Origin of the sequence: Streptomyces sp. NPDC048521, assembly GCF_043199855.1 — a bacterium.
In the GTDB taxonomy this organism is placed as follows: Bacteria; Actinomycetota; Actinomycetes; order Streptomycetales; family Streptomycetaceae; genus Streptomyces.
Window position 1 is genome coordinate 81680 of record NZ_JBICWR010000006.1, and the last position, 16557, is coordinate 98236.

General features: G+C 71.5%; 16 protein-coding genes and 1 riboswitch. Of the genes, 4 read left to right on the top strand and 12 right to left on the bottom strand.

Annotated features, from left to right (window positions below):
- Window positions 1-12: 12 nt before the first annotated feature.
- From hisG to ACGFRF_RS16240, 8 genes are all read right to left on the bottom strand, one after another.
- Window positions 13-861 carry an ATP phosphoribosyltransferase gene (gene hisG, locus ACGFRF_RS16205; protein ID WP_393740279.1) on the bottom strand — a complete coding sequence of 283 codons (849 nt, stop codon included), beginning with the start codon at window positions 859-861 and terminating at the stop codon, window positions 13-15.
- 47 nt (window positions 862-908) lie between these two features.
- Entirely contained in the window at window positions 909-1181 is a 273-nt protein-coding gene (locus ACGFRF_RS16210; protein ID WP_392200296.1) for a phosphoribosyl-ATP diphosphatase, read from the bottom strand.
- A gap of 33 nt (window positions 1182-1214) precedes the next feature.
- On the bottom strand, window positions 1215-1700 hold the full coding sequence (ribH, locus tag ACGFRF_RS16215; RefSeq protein ID WP_393740281.1) for a 6,7-dimethyl-8-ribityllumazine synthase: 486 nt from the start codon (window positions 1698-1700) through the stop codon (window positions 1215-1217).
- Window positions 1701-1723: 23 nt separating this feature from the next.
- Window positions 1724-3037 carry a bifunctional 3,4-dihydroxy-2-butanone-4-phosphate synthase/GTP cyclohydrolase II gene (locus ACGFRF_RS16220; protein ID WP_393740283.1) on the bottom strand — a complete coding sequence of 438 codons (1314 nt, stop codon included), beginning with the start codon at window positions 3035-3037 and terminating at the stop codon, window positions 1724-1726.
- Entirely contained in the window at window positions 3034-3675 is a 642-nt protein-coding gene (locus ACGFRF_RS16225) for a nicotinamide riboside transporter PnuC (RefSeq protein WP_393740285.1), read from the bottom strand. The genes ACGFRF_RS16220 and ACGFRF_RS16225 overlap by 4 nt, the downstream gene beginning before the upstream one ends.
- Window positions 3672-4277 (bottom strand): riboflavin synthase, encoded by a 606-nt coding sequence (locus ACGFRF_RS16230; protein WP_393740287.1) that lies wholly within the window; start codon window positions 4275-4277, stop codon window positions 3672-3674. Before ACGFRF_RS16230 ends, ACGFRF_RS16225 begins: the two co-directional genes overlap by 4 nt.
- A gap of 161 nt (window positions 4278-4438) precedes the next feature.
- Window positions 4439-4569: riboswitch (FMN riboswitch) on the bottom strand.
- A gap of 394 nt (window positions 4570-4963) precedes the next feature.
- Window positions 4964-5653 carry a class I SAM-dependent methyltransferase gene (locus ACGFRF_RS16235; protein ID WP_393740288.1) on the bottom strand — a complete coding sequence of 230 codons (690 nt, stop codon included), beginning with the start codon at window positions 5651-5653 and terminating at the stop codon, window positions 4964-4966.
- Between the two features lie 121 nt (window positions 5654-5774).
- Entirely contained in the window at window positions 5775-6998 is a 1224-nt protein-coding gene (locus ACGFRF_RS16240) for an ROK family transcriptional regulator (protein WP_393740290.1), read from the bottom strand.
- A gap of 165 nt (window positions 6999-7163) precedes the next feature.
- On the opposite strand from ACGFRF_RS16240, the gene ACGFRF_RS16245 reads away from it, so the two are divergent.
- A complete protein-coding gene (locus ACGFRF_RS16245) occupies window positions 7164-8378 on the top strand; it encodes an MFS transporter (protein ID WP_393740291.1) in 1215 nt (404 codons plus the stop codon).
- Here the strand turns inward: ACGFRF_RS16245 and ACGFRF_RS16250 are convergent.
- Together ACGFRF_RS16250 and ACGFRF_RS16255 are read right to left on the bottom strand one after the other, a co-directional pair.
- On the bottom strand, window positions 8338-8796 hold the full coding sequence (locus ACGFRF_RS16250) for an acyl-CoA thioesterase (RefSeq protein WP_393740293.1): 459 nt from the start codon (window positions 8794-8796) through the stop codon (window positions 8338-8340). The two genes, ACGFRF_RS16245 and ACGFRF_RS16250, sit on opposite strands and share 41 nt — an antisense overlap.
- Window positions 8797-8894: 98 nt before the next feature.
- Window positions 8895-10151 (bottom strand): alginate lyase family protein, encoded by a 1257-nt coding sequence (locus tag ACGFRF_RS16255; RefSeq protein WP_393740295.1) that lies wholly within the window; start codon window positions 10149-10151, stop codon window positions 8895-8897.
- Window positions 10152-10283: 132 nt separating this feature from the next.
- Between ACGFRF_RS16255 and ACGFRF_RS16260 the strand changes: the two genes are divergently transcribed.
- Window positions 10284-11675, top strand: a complete 1392-nt coding sequence (locus tag ACGFRF_RS16260) for a uracil-xanthine permease family protein (protein ID WP_393740297.1) — start codon at window positions 10284-10286, stop codon at window positions 11673-11675.
- Here ACGFRF_RS16260 and ACGFRF_RS16265 read toward each other — a convergent pair.
- Complete coding sequence (locus tag ACGFRF_RS16265; RefSeq protein WP_393740861.1) at window positions 11642-12778, bottom strand: glycoside hydrolase family 6 protein; 1137 nt, start codon at window positions 12776-12778, stop codon at window positions 11642-11644. The two genes, ACGFRF_RS16260 and ACGFRF_RS16265, sit on opposite strands and share 34 nt — an antisense overlap.
- 276 nt (window positions 12779-13054) lie before the next feature.
- Between ACGFRF_RS16265 and ACGFRF_RS16270 the strand changes: the two genes are divergently transcribed.
- On the top strand, window positions 13055-13741 hold the full coding sequence (locus tag ACGFRF_RS16270) for a DUF5995 family protein (RefSeq protein ID WP_393740299.1): 687 nt from the start codon (window positions 13055-13057) through the stop codon (window positions 13739-13741).
- Between the two features lie 94 nt (window positions 13742-13835).
- On the top strand, window positions 13836-14768 hold the full coding sequence (locus tag ACGFRF_RS16275) for an LLM class F420-dependent oxidoreductase (protein ID WP_393740301.1): 933 nt from the start codon (window positions 13836-13838) through the stop codon (window positions 14766-14768).
- A 35-nt stretch (window positions 14769-14803) separates the two neighbouring features.
- On the opposite strand, the gene ACGFRF_RS16280 is transcribed toward ACGFRF_RS16275, so the two are convergent.
- Window positions 14804-16516, bottom strand: a complete 1713-nt coding sequence (locus ACGFRF_RS16280; protein WP_393740303.1) for a flavin monoamine oxidase family protein — start codon at window positions 16514-16516, stop codon at window positions 14804-14806.
- Between the last annotated feature and the right edge of the window lie 41 nt (window positions 16517-16557).

Genomic DNA, 16557 nt, shown 5'->3' on the forward strand with positions numbered 1-16557 from the left:
GGTGCGGACCCCTTACAGGCGGCAGGCGTGGATGGCCGTGGTCAGGATGGCGCGGGCGCCGATGGCGTAGAGATCGTCCATGATCCGCTGCGCCTCCTTGGCGGGAACCATGGCGCGCACCGCGACCCAGCCCTCGTTGTGCAGCGGGGAGACGGTCGGCGACTCCAGGCCGGGGGTGAGGGCCACGGCCTTCTCGAGCTGCTCGACGCGGCAGTCGTAGTCCATCATCACGTAGGTCCGGGCGACCAGGACGCCCTGGAGGCGGCGCAGGAACTGCTGGACCTTCGGCTCCTCGCCGTCGGCGCCGGTGCGGCGGATGACGATCGCCTCGGACTTCATGATCGGCTCGCCGAAGACCTCCAGGCCCGCGTTGCGCAGGCTGGTGCCGGTCTCGACGACGTCGGCGATGACCTCGGCGACGCCCAGCTCGATCGCGGTCTCCACGGCCCCGTCCAGGTGGACGACGGAGGCGTCGATGCCGCTGTCGGCGAGGTGCCCGGCGACGATCCCCTCGTAAGAGGTGGCGACCGTCTTGCCCTTCAGGTCCTCGATGCCGCTCGCGGTGCCCGGCTTGGCGGCGAAGCGGAAGGTGGAGCGGGCGAAGCCCAGCGGCAGGATCTCCTCGGCGTCGGCGCCGGAGTCGATCAGCAGGTCACGGCCGGTGATGCCGATGTCGAGGCGGCCGGAGGAGACGTAGATCGCGATGTCGCGGGGGCGGAGGTAGAAGAACTCGACCTCGTTCTCCGGGTCGACGATCCGCAGCTCTTTGGACTCGCGGCGCTGCTGGTAGCCGGCCTCATGCAGCATCTCCGCCGCAGGGCCGGAAAGGGAACCCTTGTTGGGGACGGCGATGCGCAGCATGAGGTCGGCTTCCTTCGCGTTGAGAGAGTGAATGCGAGCTGGTGGGTTCACAGGTGGGCGTAGACGTCGTCCAGGGAGATGCCGCGGGCGACCATCATCACCTGGACGTGGTACAGCAGCTGCGAGATCTCCTCGGCGGCCGCTTCCGTGCCCTCGTACTCGGCGGCCATCCACACCTCGGCGGCCTCTTCGACGACCTTCTTGCCGATGGCATGGACACCCTTGCCGACCAGCTCGGCGGTGCGGGAGGTGGCGGGATCGCCGTGGGCGGCCTTGTGCTGCAGCTCGGTGAAGAGCTGCTCGAACGTCTTCTTGGACATGGTGGTCCCACCCTACGCGGTTCGGGCGGTACCTCAGTGCCAGGGTTCAGATACTGAGCGGAGTGTGGTCGCCGTCGCCACGGCGGCCGTCACCGCCTCGTGCCCCTTGTCCTCGTTGGAGCCCTCGATGCCCGCCCGGTCCAGGGCCTGCTCCTCGGTGTCGCAGGTGAGCACGCCGAAGCCGACGGGGACGCCGGTCTCGACGGAGACCTGGGTGAGGCCCGCGGTCACGCCCTGGCACACGTAGTCGAAGTGGGGGGTGCCGCCGCGGATGACGACACCGAGGGCGACCACCGCGTCGTAGCCGCGGCCCGCGAGGACCTTGGCGGCGACCGGCAGCTCGAAGCTGCCGGGGACCCGGATCAGGGTCGGCTCGTCGATCCCCAGTTCGCTCAGGGCGCGCAGGGCGCCGTTCACCAGACCGTCCATCACCTTCTCGTGCCACTGTGCCGCGATGACGGCGACCCTCAGGTCGCTGGCGTTGCGTACGGACAGCTCCGGTGCACCCTTGCCGCTCACGTCTCTCCTCGATGCTCTTTCGCTTACTGGTTGCCACAGGTGGTCGCGGACCCGGCCGCGGGGGCTGCCACGGCGGACGTGTCCAGCCATGGCAGGTCGTGCCCCATCCGGTCCCGCTTGGTGCGCAGGTACCGGAGGTTGTGCTCGCCGGCCTGGATCGGCATCGACACGCGGCCGGTGACCTTCAGGCCGTGACGCAGCAGCGCGTCGGTCTTGTCGGGATTGTTCGTCATGAGCCGGACGCTGCGGACGCCGAGGTCGGCGAGGATCTGCGCCCCGGCGCCGTAGTCGCGGGCGTCGGCGGGCAGCCCGAGTTCGAGGTTGGCGTCGAGGGTGTCGCGGCCCTGCTCCTGAAGCTCGTAGGCGCGCAGCTTGGACAGCAGCCCGATGCCGCGTCCCTCGTGTCCGCGCAGGTAGACGACGACACCGCGGCCCTCGGCCTGGATGCGCTCCAGCGAGCTGTCCAGCTGGGGCCCGCAGTCGCAGCGCAGGGAGCCGAAGACGTCACCGGTGAGGCACTCGGAGTGGACGCGGACCAGGACGTCCGCGCCGTCACCGATCTCGCCGTGCACGAGGGCGACGTGTTCCACGCCGTCGACGGTGGACCGGTAGCCGTAGGCCCGGAAGGTGCCGTGCCGGGTGGGCAGGCGGGTCTCGGCCTCACGGCGGACGGTGGGCTCGCTGCTGCGGCGGTAGGCGATCAGGTCCTCGATGGAGATGATCGTCAGGCCGTGCTTGCGGGCGAACGGGATCAGCTCGGGCAGCCGCAGCATCCGGCCGTCCTCGCCGGCGATCTCCACGATGGCGCCGGCCGGGCGCAGGCCCGCGAGCCGGGCGAGGTCCACGGCGGCCTCGGTGTGGCCGTTGCGGACGAGTACCCCGCCGGGCTTGGCGCGCAGCGGGAAGACGTGGCCTGGGCGGACGAAGTCCGTCGGCTCCGCCGTGCCGCTCGCGAGGAGCTGAAGGGTGGTCGCGCGGTCGGCGGCCGAGATGCCGGTGCTCACGCCGTGGGCGGCCGAGGCGTCCACGGAGACGGTGAACGCGGTCTTCATCGACTCGGTGTTGTCCTCGACCATCTGCGGCAGCCGGAGCCGGTCCAGCTCCTCCCCCTCCATGGGCGCGCAGATCAGACCGCGGCACTCGCTCATCATGAACGCGACGATCTCGGGGGTCGCCTTCTCGGCGGCGATGACGAGGTCGCCCTCGTTCTCCCGGTCCTCGTCGTCGACGACCACGATGGGTCGGCCGGCCGCGATGTCGGCGATGGCCTGCTCGACGGGGTCGAGCCCGAAGTTCTCCGGGGTGTCGGTGTCGTACAGCGGCGGTGCCGAGGTCATGCCGGCGCTCCTTCCAGGACGGGCCGCGGGCCCCTGCGGGAGCGCAGCCACCAGTCGCGCATGCCCCACAGGACGAGTGCGCCGTAGATGACGTAGACGAAACCGGAGAAGGCGTAGCCGTTGGCGAAGTTGAGGGGCACGCCGACGAGGTCGACGAGCAGCCAGGCGAACCAGAACTCGACCATGCCCTTGGCCTGGGCGTACATGGCGACGATGGTGCCGACGAAGATGTAGGCGTCGGGCCAGGGGTCCCAGGAGAGGGACGGGTAGGCCTTGAAGAGCAGGGCCACCGCGACCGTGCCGGCGGCGGCCGCGCCGAGCATCGCCGCACGCTCGCGCCAGGTGGCGAAGCGGGGGGTGATGTGGCCGTCCCCGGACCGGTTCTTGCTGCGCTGCCACTGCCACCAGCCGTACAGCGCGACGGCCATGACGACGACCTGCTTGCCGGCGCTGCCGGTCAGGTGGCCGTAGAAGGCGGAGAAGAGGACGAGGCCGGACAGGAACTGCACGGGCCAGGTCAGCAGGGAGCGGCGCCAGCCGAGGGCGAGGGTGATCAGGCCGAGGATGTTGCCGACCATGTCCGACCAGATGATGTGCTGGCCGAAGAGGGTGAACGCCTCGGAGTTCAGCCAGTTCACCGGCCGGCCCCCTGTCCGGCCGCGAGCAGCCGCTCCACGTACTTGGCGATGACGTCGACCTCGAGGTTGACCGGGTCGCCGGGCTGCTTGTGGCCGAGCGTGGTCAGGGCGAGGGTGGTCGGGATGAGGCTGACGGTGAAGTGGTCCTGACCGGCCTCGACGACGGTGAGGCTGATGCCGTCGACCGTGATGGAGCCCTTCTCCACGACGTAGCGGGCGAGGTCCGCGGGGAGCGAGATCCTGACGATCTCCCAGTTCTCGGACGGCTTGCGCTCCAGCACCTGTCCGGTGCCGTCGACGTGTCCCTGCACGATGTGCCCGCCGAGGCGCGCGCCCACGGCGGTGGGGCGCTCCAGGTTGACGCGGGAGCCGACGGCGAGCGCGCCCAGGCTGGAGCGGTTCAGCGTCTCGGCCATGACATCGGCGGTGAACTCGTCGCCCTCGTGGTCGACCACGGTGAGACAGACCCCGTTCACGGCGATGGAGTCGCCGTGCTGCGCGCCCTCGGTGACGACGGGTCCGCGGAGCCGGAAGCGGGAGGCGTCGCCGAGGTTCTCGACGGCGGTGACCTCACCCAGCTCTTCGACGATTCCGGTGAACACTTCCCGGGTCCTCCTGCCTCATTGGGGCACGGACTCCGGGGCCTGTCGATGACGACAGAATCTACGGATGAGCACACACCGGAGGCGTCGCCGAACAGGACGCGTCCGTGTACGGACGGGTCCAGATACGGCGGCGCGCACACGTGACGCATGCCCGCCCGCCGCGCACTGCCTCCCATCCGGACTTTAACCGTCGGTCCAGGAATTCCACCTGGTCAACCGGCCGCTGGAAGCGACCGGGTCGCGGACTATAACCGCCGGTTCGGACTTTCACCGACCCCGGAGTGCGCTGCTTCTGGTACACGGCCAGTGTGCCACGCCCGACGCTCGCCCAGACAGGTGAAGGGTGTGGGCTCGCTCACACTGCGTGTCACCGGCCTTGCGCGGCGAAGTCGTGTCCGCCAACTGGTGCGCGGCGAAAGAGCGTTGACCGTGGTCCGCACCCATTGACCGCACTGGTCTAGTCCTTTTAGGGTGCGGGCGGGCCCGGCGGCGGTGACGACGGCCCTTGCCCGCCGCCGGGCCGCCAGGGGGCACGGCATGTTCACCCGCGGCCCCCTGGCAGGGTGACCGCACGACGCCCGCCGACGCGTTCGAGGCCCACCGTCCCCGGCTGTACGGCCGGCGGCGCCGACCGCGCGGGCATCGAGCACCCGGGCGCCTGGCTCGCCACCGGGCCGCGCGCCTCAGTTCCGCGCCTTCGGTCGACAGATCATGAAGTACTGAGAACTCAGCCACCAGGGCACGCGCCGCACCGGGCTCAGACGCACGGCATCGATGCAGAACCGCTCGCTCACCACCTCACGGAGTTCACGGAAGTCGAAACCCTTGTGCGTCGTTCGCGGATCATCCGGTCGGCGCACACGGATTCCGACCATCGCCTTCCATACTTCCGCAGCCGTGTATTCCGTTCTGAGCGAGCGGCTGCGGATCATCCAGTTGGACACCTTCGGAACGATCGCCAGGCCATACATGATCGGTACGGAAATGACGAGCGCGCCGCTGGGCCGGAGAATGCGCGACGCGTCTTCCAACAGCGCATCGACTTCCTTTTCGTAAAGGTGCTCGCACACCTCGAACGCCGTCATGACGTCGACGCTCCGCGGCGCGATGCCGTCCAGCGAGTCCGCGTACTTCACTTCGGGGAACGTCGGCTGCATGTACGGGTCGTGTCCGACGAGCGTGACGTCGGGGCGCGCCTCGCCGAGCGTGTGCAGAAAAAGGCCCGGCCCTGCGCCGAAATCGACGACAGTGGCGTGATGCGCGCACAGATCGGTGACGATTTCGATTGCCATCGCCATGCGGGTGCGATGGGCGAAACGCGCCAGGGGATTGCCAGATTCGACCGTTTGCTCTTCGTATGAAATCTCGCGCATCGAACGGCTCCGTCGCTGCGATTTTTTCATATTCATGTCTCGAGGAAAGACCGGCGGACGAACCGTAACAAGAAAGGCGGACTATACGAGGAGCAACGCGCCGCACGCGAGGAGCGACGGCCTAGCGTTCCGGCGGGGCGAAGAGTTCGTCCTGGGCCCGCTCGCGGGCGGTCAACAGGGCGCCTCGCAGCACGGCGGTACCGCCGAGGCTGCTCGGCCGTACCTCGGTGGGCAGCGGCGACATCCCCTGCAGTCGCTCCGCCACGAGCGCGGCGAGCACCGCTCCCCCGGCCTGGCCGACCTCCCCGCCGAGCACCACGCACCCAGGGTCGAGGACGGCCACGACGGAGGCGGCCCCCACGGCGATCCGGTCGGCCAGGGCGTGCAGGAAGCGGTGGGCGGGGGCAGCCACTGCCGACGGTGCCGCCGGAACCGGCTCCGGCGGCACCTTTGCCACCGCCCCCCGCACCGCCACGGCCGCCCCCGGTCCGTCCGCCGTGGCCGGCACCGGCAGACCGCACTCCCCCGCCAGGGACACGATCGCCGCCGCCCCGGTCAGTGAGTGGTAGCCGCCGTCGCAGTCCGTCGCCGAGGGCAGTGAGCCGGTTCCGGGGACCGGCAGGAAGCCGATCTCGCCCGTGCCGCCCGAGGCACCTCGGCGGAGCGTGCCGTCGAGGACGACCGCGGCGCCGACGCCGTGGCCGAGCCAGAGCAGGACGAAGGTGTCCCGGTCCCGGGCGGCGCCCTCGCGCTGTTCGGCCAGGGCGGCCAGGTTGGTCTCGTTCTCCACGGTGACCCGGGCCCCGGGCAGCCGTTCCTGCAGGGCCGCGGCCAGGCTGCGGTGCCAGGCGGGCAGTCCGGCGGAGTCACGCAGGTCGCCGGTGGCCGGGTCGATGAGCCCGGGGGCGCCGATCCCGACGGTGTGCAGCCGGTCCGCCCCGGCCTCCTTCGCGGTCCGCTCCACGGCGGCCACCGCCTGCTCCACGGCCGGTCCGGTCCCGGCGTCACCGCCGATCGGCACGGACGCCTCGGCGAGCACCCGCCCGACCAGGTCGGAGACCAGCACGAAGACGCCCTCGGTACGGACGTCGAGGGCGGCGAGGTGGGCGCGGTCGGCGACGATGCCGTACAGCCGGGCGTTCGGGCCCCGGCGCTGTTCGCCGGACTCGCCGACCACCGTGATCAGTCCGGAGGCCGTGAGCCGTTCGACGAGGTCGGCGACGGTCGGCCGGGACAGGCCCGTCAGCTGCTTCAACTGGCCTGCCGTCAGCGGGCCTTCCTGCTGCAGCAGCCGCAGGGCCAACCGGTCGTTGATGGCCCGGGCGGTGCTGGGTGATGCGGGCATGACGGGAATCCTCCCAGATCGCTGCGACCGTACCGGCCGGGGGCCGGGACGGCGCCGAGGGGACCTGCGGCCGTACGACCGTCTATCTATCAGGCAGGCTCCCTGATAGTTTACGGCGCGGGCAGCAGACGCGTGTCCGGGCGACTCCCGGGGAGGGGCTGGAACATGAGTGACGTGGGCTTTACGCGCGACGAGGTGCGGCGCGCCCGGTACGCCGTGGCGGCCGTGTTCGCCGTGCACGGTGCCGTGACCGGCTCCTTCGCGACCCGCGTGCCGTGGATCCAGGACCACGCCTCGCTCGGCGCGGGCCAGTTGGGGTTCGCGCTGGCCTTCACGGCGTTCGGCGCCTCGTGCGCGATGCCACTGGCGGGCCGGATCAGTCACCGCTTCGGCAGTCGTACGGCCCTGCGCGGGCTGCTCGCACTGTGGACGCTGTCGCTGATCCTGCCGTCCCTCGCGCCGAACCTGTACACCCTGTGCCTGGCGATGTTCGTCTACGGCGCCACCGCCGGCATGGCCGATGTGGCGATGAACGCGCTGGGTGTCGAGATCGAGCGGCGGCTCGAGAAGTCGATCATGTCCGGGCTGCACGGCATGTGGAGCGCGGGGGCACTCGTCGGCTCGGCGGCGGGCACGCTCGCCGCGCACCTCGGCTCCGACGCCCGCCTGCACCACGCGCTCGCCGCGGCCACCCTCACCCTCCTCGGACTGCTGGCCTGCACCTGGGTGCTCGATGTGCAGCCCGCCGAGGACGAGGAGCCGCCCCCGCGGTTCGCCCTCCCGCCCCGCTCCGCGCTGCTGATCGGCGCGGTGGGGTTCTGCGCGGTGTTCGCGGAGGGCGCGAGCCTGGACTGGTCGGCGGTGTTCCTGCGGGACCGGCTGGACAGTTCGGCCGGTCTGGCGGCGGCCTCGACCACCGGCTTCATGCTGACGATGGCCGTGGCCCGGATCGCCGGGGACGCGGTGGTGAACCGCTTCGGCGCGGTCCGCACGGTCCGGGCCGGCGGAGTCCTGGCCGGGCTGGGCGGGCTGCTGATCGTCCTCGCTGGGCATCCGGCCGTGGCGATGGGCGGCTTCGCCCTGATGGGTCTCGGCATCGCGGTGGTCGTACCGCTGTGCTTCGCGGCGGCCGGGCACGCCGGGCCCAACCCGAGCCAGGCCATCGCGGGCGTGGCGACCATCACCTACACCTCGGGGCTGGTCGCGCCGAGCCTGATCGGCGGGGTGGCGCAGGCGACCAGCCTGATGGTGTCGTTCTGCGTGGTGACGGCGCTGGCGTGCGGGCTCGTGGTGTTCGCGGGTGTGCTGCGCACCGCCGAGCGCGGCGGCCGCAAGGAGATCAGTCCGCAGGCCGCAGCAGTTCCCGACCCGCGGCCCTGAAGGCATCGGTCCACGGCGCCGGGCGCAGGGTCGTCGCGTCCAGCCGGACCAGTACCCGGGCGCCCTGGGCGTAGGTCTGCGTGCCGTCGGCCGAGCAGAAGCGGAAGCCGTAGGTCAGGCCGGTGGTGCCGAGCCGTTCCAGCCAGAGGTGGACGGCGTAGGTGCCGGGGCGGGTCACCGGTGCCTCGTAGCTGATCCGCAGTTCCTTGACCGCGTTGCAGGCGTCTTCGGCCGCCACCCAGTCGCCGTCGAAGCGGACGCCGTGCTCGCTCCACAGCTCGGTCCAGGCGCGTTCGACCATCAGCGGGTAGCGGGCGTTGTGGAGGAGCCCGAGCGCGTCGAGGTCGTCGAAGTGGACGGTGACGGGGATCAGCCGGCCGTAGGACACGGCGGGGGCGGTCGGGGCTTCGGCGGTCACGGAAAGGGCTCCTGAACGGTGGGAAGGGGCTGGCACGCCCCCGGGCAACGTCCCATACTAAGCGACCGCTCAGGAGCCCCGGTCGGGAAGGTGGCTGGTCAGCCCGCTATCGAGTCCAGTTGCTCGGCGGCGGGCCGCAGCGCCCACAGGTCTCCGCCGGGCGGCGCCTGGAGCTTCGGCACGGCCGCCCGCGCCGCCGCGTCCCCGGCGTCCGCGGCCGCGTGCACGACGTCGCTCGCCGCGTAGCGGTAGAACTCCAGCTCCGGGTGCGGCCAGGCGGCGGCGCCGGTCGCGGCCGGCAGCAGATAGTCGACCGCCTTGAACAGGCTCTGCCCGTCCGGCCCTTGATGACCCCACAGGTCCGCACCCACGTGCCGGCCGATGGCCGCGAGCCGGGTGTAGGCGACCAGGTCGAAGGTCGAGTAGTGCCAGCTGCGGGTGCGGGCCAGCTCCTGGGGCTGGCTGCCGTCGGCCGCGATCTGCGGGTCGATCCGCTTGCCGCGCGCTTCCAGCACGGTCCGCCGGGCCAGAGCGGTGTCGCCGGTAGCGTAGGCGAGGGCGGCGAGCTGCATGTCGTAGAAGGTGCCGTGGTTGTTGGCGGCGGCGCCCTCCTGCCTGCCGAAGTCGCTGTTCCTCAGCCAGCCGAGGAAGTCGGAGTTCCACTGGCCCATGGCGCTGCGGTCCTCGGCCGTCCAGCCGGGTGCGCCGGTGGCGAGGATCGCCTGGGCGTCGAGGACGCTGGTGTAGGACTGCGAGAAGTCGATGATGCCGATGGCCCGGCCGTCGTACTTGCAGGGGATGAACTGGGCGTGGTCCAGGTTCGGGTTCATCCGGGTGACCGGGTCCAGGAACCAGGTGCGCAGGATCCGCCCGGCCTTCTCCGCGTAGCGTCGCTCGCCCGTGTAGTACCAGGCGAGCGCGAGGTCATAGGTGGAGTCGAAGACCTTTTCGGCGTCCTGGCGGTCCGTCCCGGTGTCGACCTCCGGATTGCGCCGGCCGTCGCGCTGGACGTAGGGGCAGCCCCAGGGGTTGTCGGCGGTGGGGGTGGTCGTGGGCCACCAGTAGGGGGCCTGGCTCAGGTAGTCGTGGACGTCGCCGCCGGGTGCGGGCTTCGGCTTGTCGACGACCGTCCAGGGGCCCTGGTCCAGCCAGGTGTCCGCGCGGGTGGTCAAGTCCCGCAGGGCACGGCGCAGTCGGGGGTCGCGATCCAGGTGAGCCCGGGTCTGCTGGAGGCGGGCGCCGTCGAGGACGGCCGTCCGCGGGGCCCTGGGTGCCGCGTGGGCGGAGGGGACGAGCACGGCCGCGAAGGTCACCACCGCGGCCAGCAGCACGGCCGCCCGGGATCTTCCATTCATCAGGCACTCCGATCGTCTTCGATCAGCTATGTGAACAGAATTCACGTGTAGGACCGTGGGAGCGTAGAGCCACCAGGTACCCCTGACAATGGTTCGGACCGTCTTCACGTACAGAGAAAGCGAAACCCCACCATGGACCTCGGCGTGCGCTGGAAGCTGCACGGTGACGGGCGCACGCCCGCGCCCGGAGCGGTGGTACGCCCCGACGAACGGCTCTCCTGGCCCCGTACCGTGGGCCTCGGCGCCCAGCACGTGGTCGCGATGTTCGGCGCCTCCTTCGTGGCGCCCGTACTCATGGGCCTCGACCCCAACCTGGCGATCATGATGTCGGGCGTGGCGACCGTGATCTTCCTGCTCGCCACCCGCGGCCGGGTGCCGAGCTACCTCGGCTGCTCCCTGTCGTTCGTCGGCGTGGCCGCCGTCATCCGCGCGCAGGGCGGTACGAGCGCGACCGTGACCGGCGCGGTCCTCGTCGTCGGTGCCGTGCTGTTCCTGGTGGGGCTCGCGGTGCAGCGCTTCGGGGCGCGGATCATCCATGCCGCGATGCCGCCGATCGTCACCGGCGCGGTCGTCATGCTGATCGGCTTCAACCTGGCCCCGGTGACCGCCTCCACCTACTGGCCGCAGGACCAGTGGACGGCGCTGCTGGTCATGCTGTTCACGGGGCTGGCCGTGGTCTGCCTGCGCGGCTTCTGGTCACGCGTCGCGATCTTCCTGGGCCTGGTCTTCGGGTACGGCGTCTCCTGGGCCTTCGACCGGATCTTCGGCAAGATCCACTCCATGAGCCCGAGCGGCAAGGTCACCGACCACTGGCGCCTCGATCTCTCCGGCGTGTCCAAGGCCGACTGGATCGGCCTGCCCTCCTTCCACGGGCCGTCCTTCCAGTGGTCGGCGATCCTGGTCGCGCTGCCCGTCGTCATCGCGCTGGTCGCGGAGAACGCGGGGCACGTCAAGGCGGTCGGCGAGATGACCGGCGACCCGCTGGACGACAAGCTCGGCACGGCGATCGCGGCCGACGGCATCGGCTCCGTGCTGTCCACCGCCGTGGGCGGCCCGCCGAACACCACCTACTCCGAGAACATCGGCGTGATGGCCGCGACCCGCGTCTACTCCACCGCCGCCTACTGGGCCGCCGCCGGCTTCGCCCTGCTCTTCGGCCTCTGCCCGAAGTTCGGCGCGGTCGTGGCCGCGATCCCGGGCGGCGTCCTCGGCGGCATCACCGTGATCCTCTACGGCATGATCGGCCTGCTCGGCGCCCAGATCTGGCTCCACGCCGAGGTGGACCTGCGCAACCCGCTGAACCTGGTGCCGGCCGCCGCGGGCATCATCATCGGCGTCGGCAACGTCACCATGAAGTTCACCGACACCTTCTCGCTCAGCGGCATCGCCCTCGGCACCCTGGTCGTCATCACCGGGTACCACGCGCTGCGCGCCTTCGCCCCGGCCCATCTGAAGAAGCAGGGGCCGCTGCTGGACGAGGGCACGTCCAGCTACGACCCCGAGGCTCCGCGCGCCAACTCGTAGGCGTACGAGGAGTCGAAGGTCCCGGCCGGGCCCTTGCAGCCGTCGGACGCCCCGGGCAGCTTGACCCACAGGTAGGCGTCGATCCGCGCCTCGCCGGTGGTCAGGTTCGGCGCCCGGCCGATCTTCCGGCCGGGCGGGTCGCACCACCGGCCGTCCGGTGGGGCACCGTTGCCGTTGCGGCTGGTGTCGATCACCGCGCCGAGGTCCGCCGGGCCGCCGAGGGCGTCGAGGACCTGACGGTCGTAGGCGATCTCGTCGGCCGTGGCGCGGAAGTTGGAGACGTTGCTGAAGATGCCGTCGAAGGAGGCGGCGCCGGCCTGTCTCAGCAGTGCCGCCTGCCGGTCGGGCGGGTGCCAGCCGGAGTGGCCGGCGTCGTAGTAGACCCGCGCCTGCGGGTTCGCGGTCTTCATGACCCGGCCGGCGCGGGCGAGCGAGGCGAACCGGGCGGCGCGGTCGGCCTCCGTCAGGCAGTCCGACTGCGCGATGGAGTCCGGTTCCAGGATCACGATCACCTCGCCCGAGCCCAGCCCCTCGGCGAAGGCGTCGATCCAGGCGTCGTAGGCGGCGAGATCGGCGGCGCCTCCCTGGGAGGCGCCGCCGCAGTCGCGGTCCGGGATCGCGTACGGCACGAGCACCGGGACCCGGCCCCGCGCCGCCGCTCCCGCGGTGACCGCGCGCACCCGGGCCGCGACGGTGTCCGTGCCGGGGTCGGTGAACCACACCGCGGCCGGCTGTTCGGCGATCCGGGACGCGATGACGGCGGCGCGCGGATCGTCGGGGTGGGCCCGGACCCAGTCCTGGGCCCGGGAATCGGGGTGGCGGTACAGGAGCGGGGACATCGCGCCGAGCCGCTGTTCCCTCTCGCTGCGGGCCGCGGCGGGGGTCCTGGTCACCGGCCCGGGGGTCGGCGTCGGCTTCGCCGTGACCGGCGCACTCGTGCCCCGTTCGCTCGTGGCCGGCGGTGGTACGGCGGGCGGGCTCGCCGGGGCCGGACGATGCCTCGCCTCGGGCCGGGCCCGGTCGGAGCCGTGGCCGTCGCCGAGCGCCGAGAGCACTCCGGTGACGGTGCCGATCCCGGTCACGGCCGAGGCCGCCACGACCATCACCGCGCGCCGTACGGCACGCCTGTGCGCGGCCCGCCGCTCGGCCAGGCGCCGGGCACGTGAGCCTGACACGATGTCTCCCCCCTCCACCGGGCGTCGTACGGCACGCCTGTGCGCGGCCCGCCGCTCGCCGGGCGCCCGGCACGTAGGCCTGACACGGTGTCTTCTCCCCGCCACCGCGCCAGTCCCCCTCGCGACCGCCGCGCGTTCCCCCGTTCCGGCGAAGCACCGGGCCGGTCGGCACGCCGGTCGGCCCAGGGCTGGGACCCTTCCCCCATGGCGCGGTCGGAACACTTCACCACTCCCGTCGACGCGGTCGTCTCCCGGATGCGGGCGCTCGACGCGGTCCTGCCCGAGCGGGACGGGGTCGCCGTGTTCAACCGCGTCTACCTCGCCGTCACCGAGGAGGTCGACCGGCGCCTGGACAGCGGCGAGTTCACCGACCGACGGGCGGCGATCACGCTGGACGTGCGGTTCGCCGAGCGGTATCTGGCGGCGGTCGACGCGGCGGCCGCGGACCGCCGTCCGCCCGCCTGCTGGCGGCCGCTGTTCCAGCTGCGCCGCCATCCCGGCGTACGGCCGCTGCAGTTCGCGCTGGCGGGCATCAACGCGCACATCGGACACGATCTGGCGCTCGCCGTGGTGGACACCTGTCGTACGCTCGGCTGCGATCCGGCCGAGCTGGAGGACGAGTTCGACCGCGTGGGCGACCTCCTCGTCACGCTGGAGGAGCGCATCCGCGAGGAACTGATGCCGGGCCCCGACCTGCTCCAGATCGCCGACCCGCTCACCCATCTGCTGGGCTCCTGGAGCCTGGAGCGGGCCCGGGACGCGACCTGGGCGGCGGCCCGGGCCCTGTGGACGCTGCGCCGGTTCGAGGACGTCGCCGAGGAGTTCACCGAGCGGCTGGACGCGGCGGTGGGCTTCGCCGGCCGGATGCTGCTGACCCCCCTGGCCTGCTGACACGGCCTGATCTCAGCGTCCCGCGCGGCCCGCGGAACGTGCCGGTGATCACGGCACGTCGGTGCCGCGCATCCGATTGCAGAGGAGCAGCGGTATGACGACCCGGCTCGGTCTCGGTCTTCCCCAGATGCGGCAGTACGCCCTCGGCAGGGACGTGCCCGACGTGGCACGCGCGGCCGAGCGGATCGGCTACGAGAGCGTGTGGGTCTTCGAGCGGGCCCTGTTCCCGGACCCGGCCACGCAGGGCCTTTACGGCATCGAGGGCATGGCCTGGCCCGACGAGTACCGCAACACGGCGGACCCGTTGGTCACGCTCACGCTGGCCGCGGCGGCCACCGAGCGGGTCCGGCTGGGCTCCAGCGTCCTGGTGGCGCCGCTGCACGTGCCGTTCCAGCTCGCCAAGGCCCTCGCGTCGCTGGACGCGGCGAGCGGCGGCCGGGTGATCGCGGGCTTCGGCACGGGCTGGTCCCTGGACGAGTACGCGGCCTCGGGCGTCCGGCCCTTCGAGGAGCGCGGCGCGGTGCTGGACGAGGTCATCGAGGTGTGCCGCAAGGTCTGGGGTCCGGATCCGGTCGTCCACGACGGTTCGGTCACCAGGATCGCCTCCGCGGTCGTCGGGCCCAAGCCGGCCCGGCCGATCCCGATCCTGCTCGCCGCGGGCAACAAGCGGGCCTGGCGGCGGCTCGTGGACCACGCCGACGGCTGGCTGCCGGTGAACATCGGGAAACCGGAGCTGATCGCCGCCCAGTGGCGCCGGCTGCGGGAGCTGGCACACGAGCGGGGGCGCACGGAGCCGATCCGGACGGTCCTGCGGGTGAACAGCTTCCGCCTGCCCAGGGGGGACGAGGGCGTCGGCCGGCGGCTCGTCCAGGCGCGCGTGGACGAGACCGTCGAGGACCTGGTCGCGCACGCGCGGATCGGCTTCGAGGAGATCATGGTCGACCTGCAGAGCATCGCGCGGGACGCGGAGGAACTGAAGGACATCGCCGCCGAGGTGTTCGAGAAGGCGCGGGCGGCCGGAGTCTGAGTCCGGGCGCCCGCGCCCTGGTCATCGGCTCCCGGTCAGTCCTCGGGAAGCTCCACCGGCGCGATCTCGTCGTAGACGTCACCCGGGCCCGGGTTCGCCGCGTCGGTCTCGCCGCCGAAGTGGTGCATGACGCCCCAGACCGCGTTCAGCGCGGTCTGGACGGCACCCTCGGCCCAGCCGGCCGTCCAGGAGATGTCGTCGCCGGCGAGGAAGATGCCCCGCTTGTCCTCGGGCAGCCGGTCCTGCATGAAGTGTGTGAACAGGCGCCGCTGGTAGCGGTAGTGGCCCGGCAGGTTGGCCTTGAACGCGCCCATGAAGTAGGGCTCGTTCTCCCAGGAGACGGTCACCGGGTTGCCGATGATGTGCTTGCGGATGTCGACCTTCGGGTAGATCTCGCCGAGCGATTTCAGCATGACCTCCATCCGCTCGTTCGCGGACAGCGGCAGCCACTTCAGGCTGTCGTCGCACCAGGTGTAGGACAGGCAGATCACGGCGGGCTTGTCCGGACCGTCGTCCAGCAGGTAGGTGCCGCGGGTCATGCGGTCGGTGAGTGTCATCGACATGACGTCCCGGCCCGTCGGATTTCCCCTGTCGTCGACGGCCTTGTCCAGCCAGAACGGCCGGTCGACCGGGACGAAGAGCTTGCTCGACTCCATGTAGTGGGTGCGCTCGATCGCCGTCCAGTGGTCGATCGGGAAGAGCGAGTCGTCGCAGGCGATCTTGGACAGCAGCATCCAGGACTGGGCGGTGAAGATGGCCGCCTCGTAGGTGCGGATGTCGCCGTTCGCGTCCGTCACGGTGATCTGGTTGCCCGCGGTGCGGTGCAGCCGGGTCACGGCCGGGCGCGGCTCGCCGTCCACGTGCAGGGACTTCAGCGAGGTGCCGTACGGCCAGTGGACGATCTTCTCCGGCTCGCGTTCCCACAGGCGCAGCGGCAGCTGCTGGGAGCCGCCGACGATGCCGCGGTGGTGGTCGTCGGCCTCGGTGTAGACGACGCGCAGGATCTCCAGGATGGAGTTAGGGAAGTCGGTGTCCCAGCCGCCGGTGCCGAAGCCGACCTGGCCGAAGATCTCACGGTGCCGGAAGGACTTGAACGCCTCGGAGTCGCAGAGGAAGCCGTAGAAGGTCTGGTTGTCGAGCTTCTCGACCAGCTTCGCCCAGATCTCGCGGATGCGCGGCACGTCCCGCTCGCGCATGGCGCGGTTCATGTCCGAGAAGTCGGCGCCCTCCTCCAGGCACTTGTTCCAGGCGTCGGCGACGTCCCGGTACACCTGGGGCAGGTCGTCGATGGTCTCGGCGTAGTGCGACTCGCCCTTGAGGTCGACGACGGTCGAGGGCGTCGCCTCGGCCAGCGGGTTGGGGAAGGGCCGGGTCTCCAGACCCACCAGGTCGATGTAGTGCTGGAGGGCGGTGGAGGACGGCGGGAAGCGCATCGCGCCCATCTCGGCGGTCAGCGACGCGTCGCAGCCCTCGAAGCCGACCGTGCGCAGCCGGCCGCCGATCTGGTCGGCCTCGTAGACGACGGGCTTGAGGCCCATCTTCATCAGCTCGTAGGCGGCCACGATGCCGGACAGACCGCCGCCGATGACCGCGACCTCGGTGCCGTGCTCGGTCGCGGGGATCTGGCCGAGGCCCGCGGGGTGGGCGAGGAAGTCGTCGTAGGCGTAGGGGAAGTCCGGGCCGAACATGGTGATCGGCGGCTGCTGCTCGTCGGTGTGCTCGACGGCGTTGGGCACCGTGGACGTCATGGGGTACGGACTCCTTGCGTGGTGAAACTGGGGGGAGGCTG

Coding starts and splice junctions, on each gene's coding strand:
- hisG (WP_393740279.1), bottom strand. CDS start 861: ATGCTGCGCATCGCCGTCCCCAACAAGGGTTCCCTTTCCGGCCCTGCG.
- ACGFRF_RS16210 (WP_392200296.1), bottom strand. CDS start 1,181: ATGTCCAAGAAGACGTTCGAGCAGCTCTTCACCGAGCTGCAGCACAAG.
- ACGFRF_RS16220 (WP_393740283.1), bottom strand. CDS start 3,037: ATGACCTCGGCACCGCCGCTGTACGACACCGACACCCCGGAGAACTTC.
- ACGFRF_RS16235 (WP_393740288.1), bottom strand. CDS start 5,653: ATGCGCGAGATTTCATACGAAGAGCAAACGGTCGAATCTGGCAATCCC.
- ACGFRF_RS16240 (WP_393740290.1), bottom strand. CDS start 6,998: ATGCCCGCATCACCCAGCACCGCCCGGGCCATCAACGACCGGTTGGCC.
- ACGFRF_RS16245 (WP_393740291.1), top strand. CDS start 7,164: ATGAGTGACGTGGGCTTTACGCGCGACGAGGTGCGGCGCGCCCGGTAC.
- ACGFRF_RS16255 (WP_393740295.1), bottom strand. CDS start 10,151: ATGAATGGAAGATCCCGGGCGGCCGTGCTGCTGGCCGCGGTGGTGACC.
- ACGFRF_RS16260 (WP_393740297.1), top strand. CDS start 10,284: ATGGACCTCGGCGTGCGCTGGAAGCTGCACGGTGACGGGCGCACGCCC.
- ACGFRF_RS16265 (WP_393740861.1), bottom strand. CDS start 12,778: ATGGTCGTGGCGGCCTCGGCCGTGACCGGGATCGGCACCGTCACCGGA.
- ACGFRF_RS16270 (WP_393740299.1), top strand. CDS start 13,055: ATGGCGCGGTCGGAACACTTCACCACTCCCGTCGACGCGGTCGTCTCC.
- ACGFRF_RS16275 (WP_393740301.1), top strand. CDS start 13,836: ATGACGACCCGGCTCGGTCTCGGTCTTCCCCAGATGCGGCAGTACGCC.
- ACGFRF_RS16280 (WP_393740303.1), bottom strand. CDS start 16,516: ATGACGTCCACGGTGCCCAACGCCGTCGAGCACACCGACGAGCAGCAG.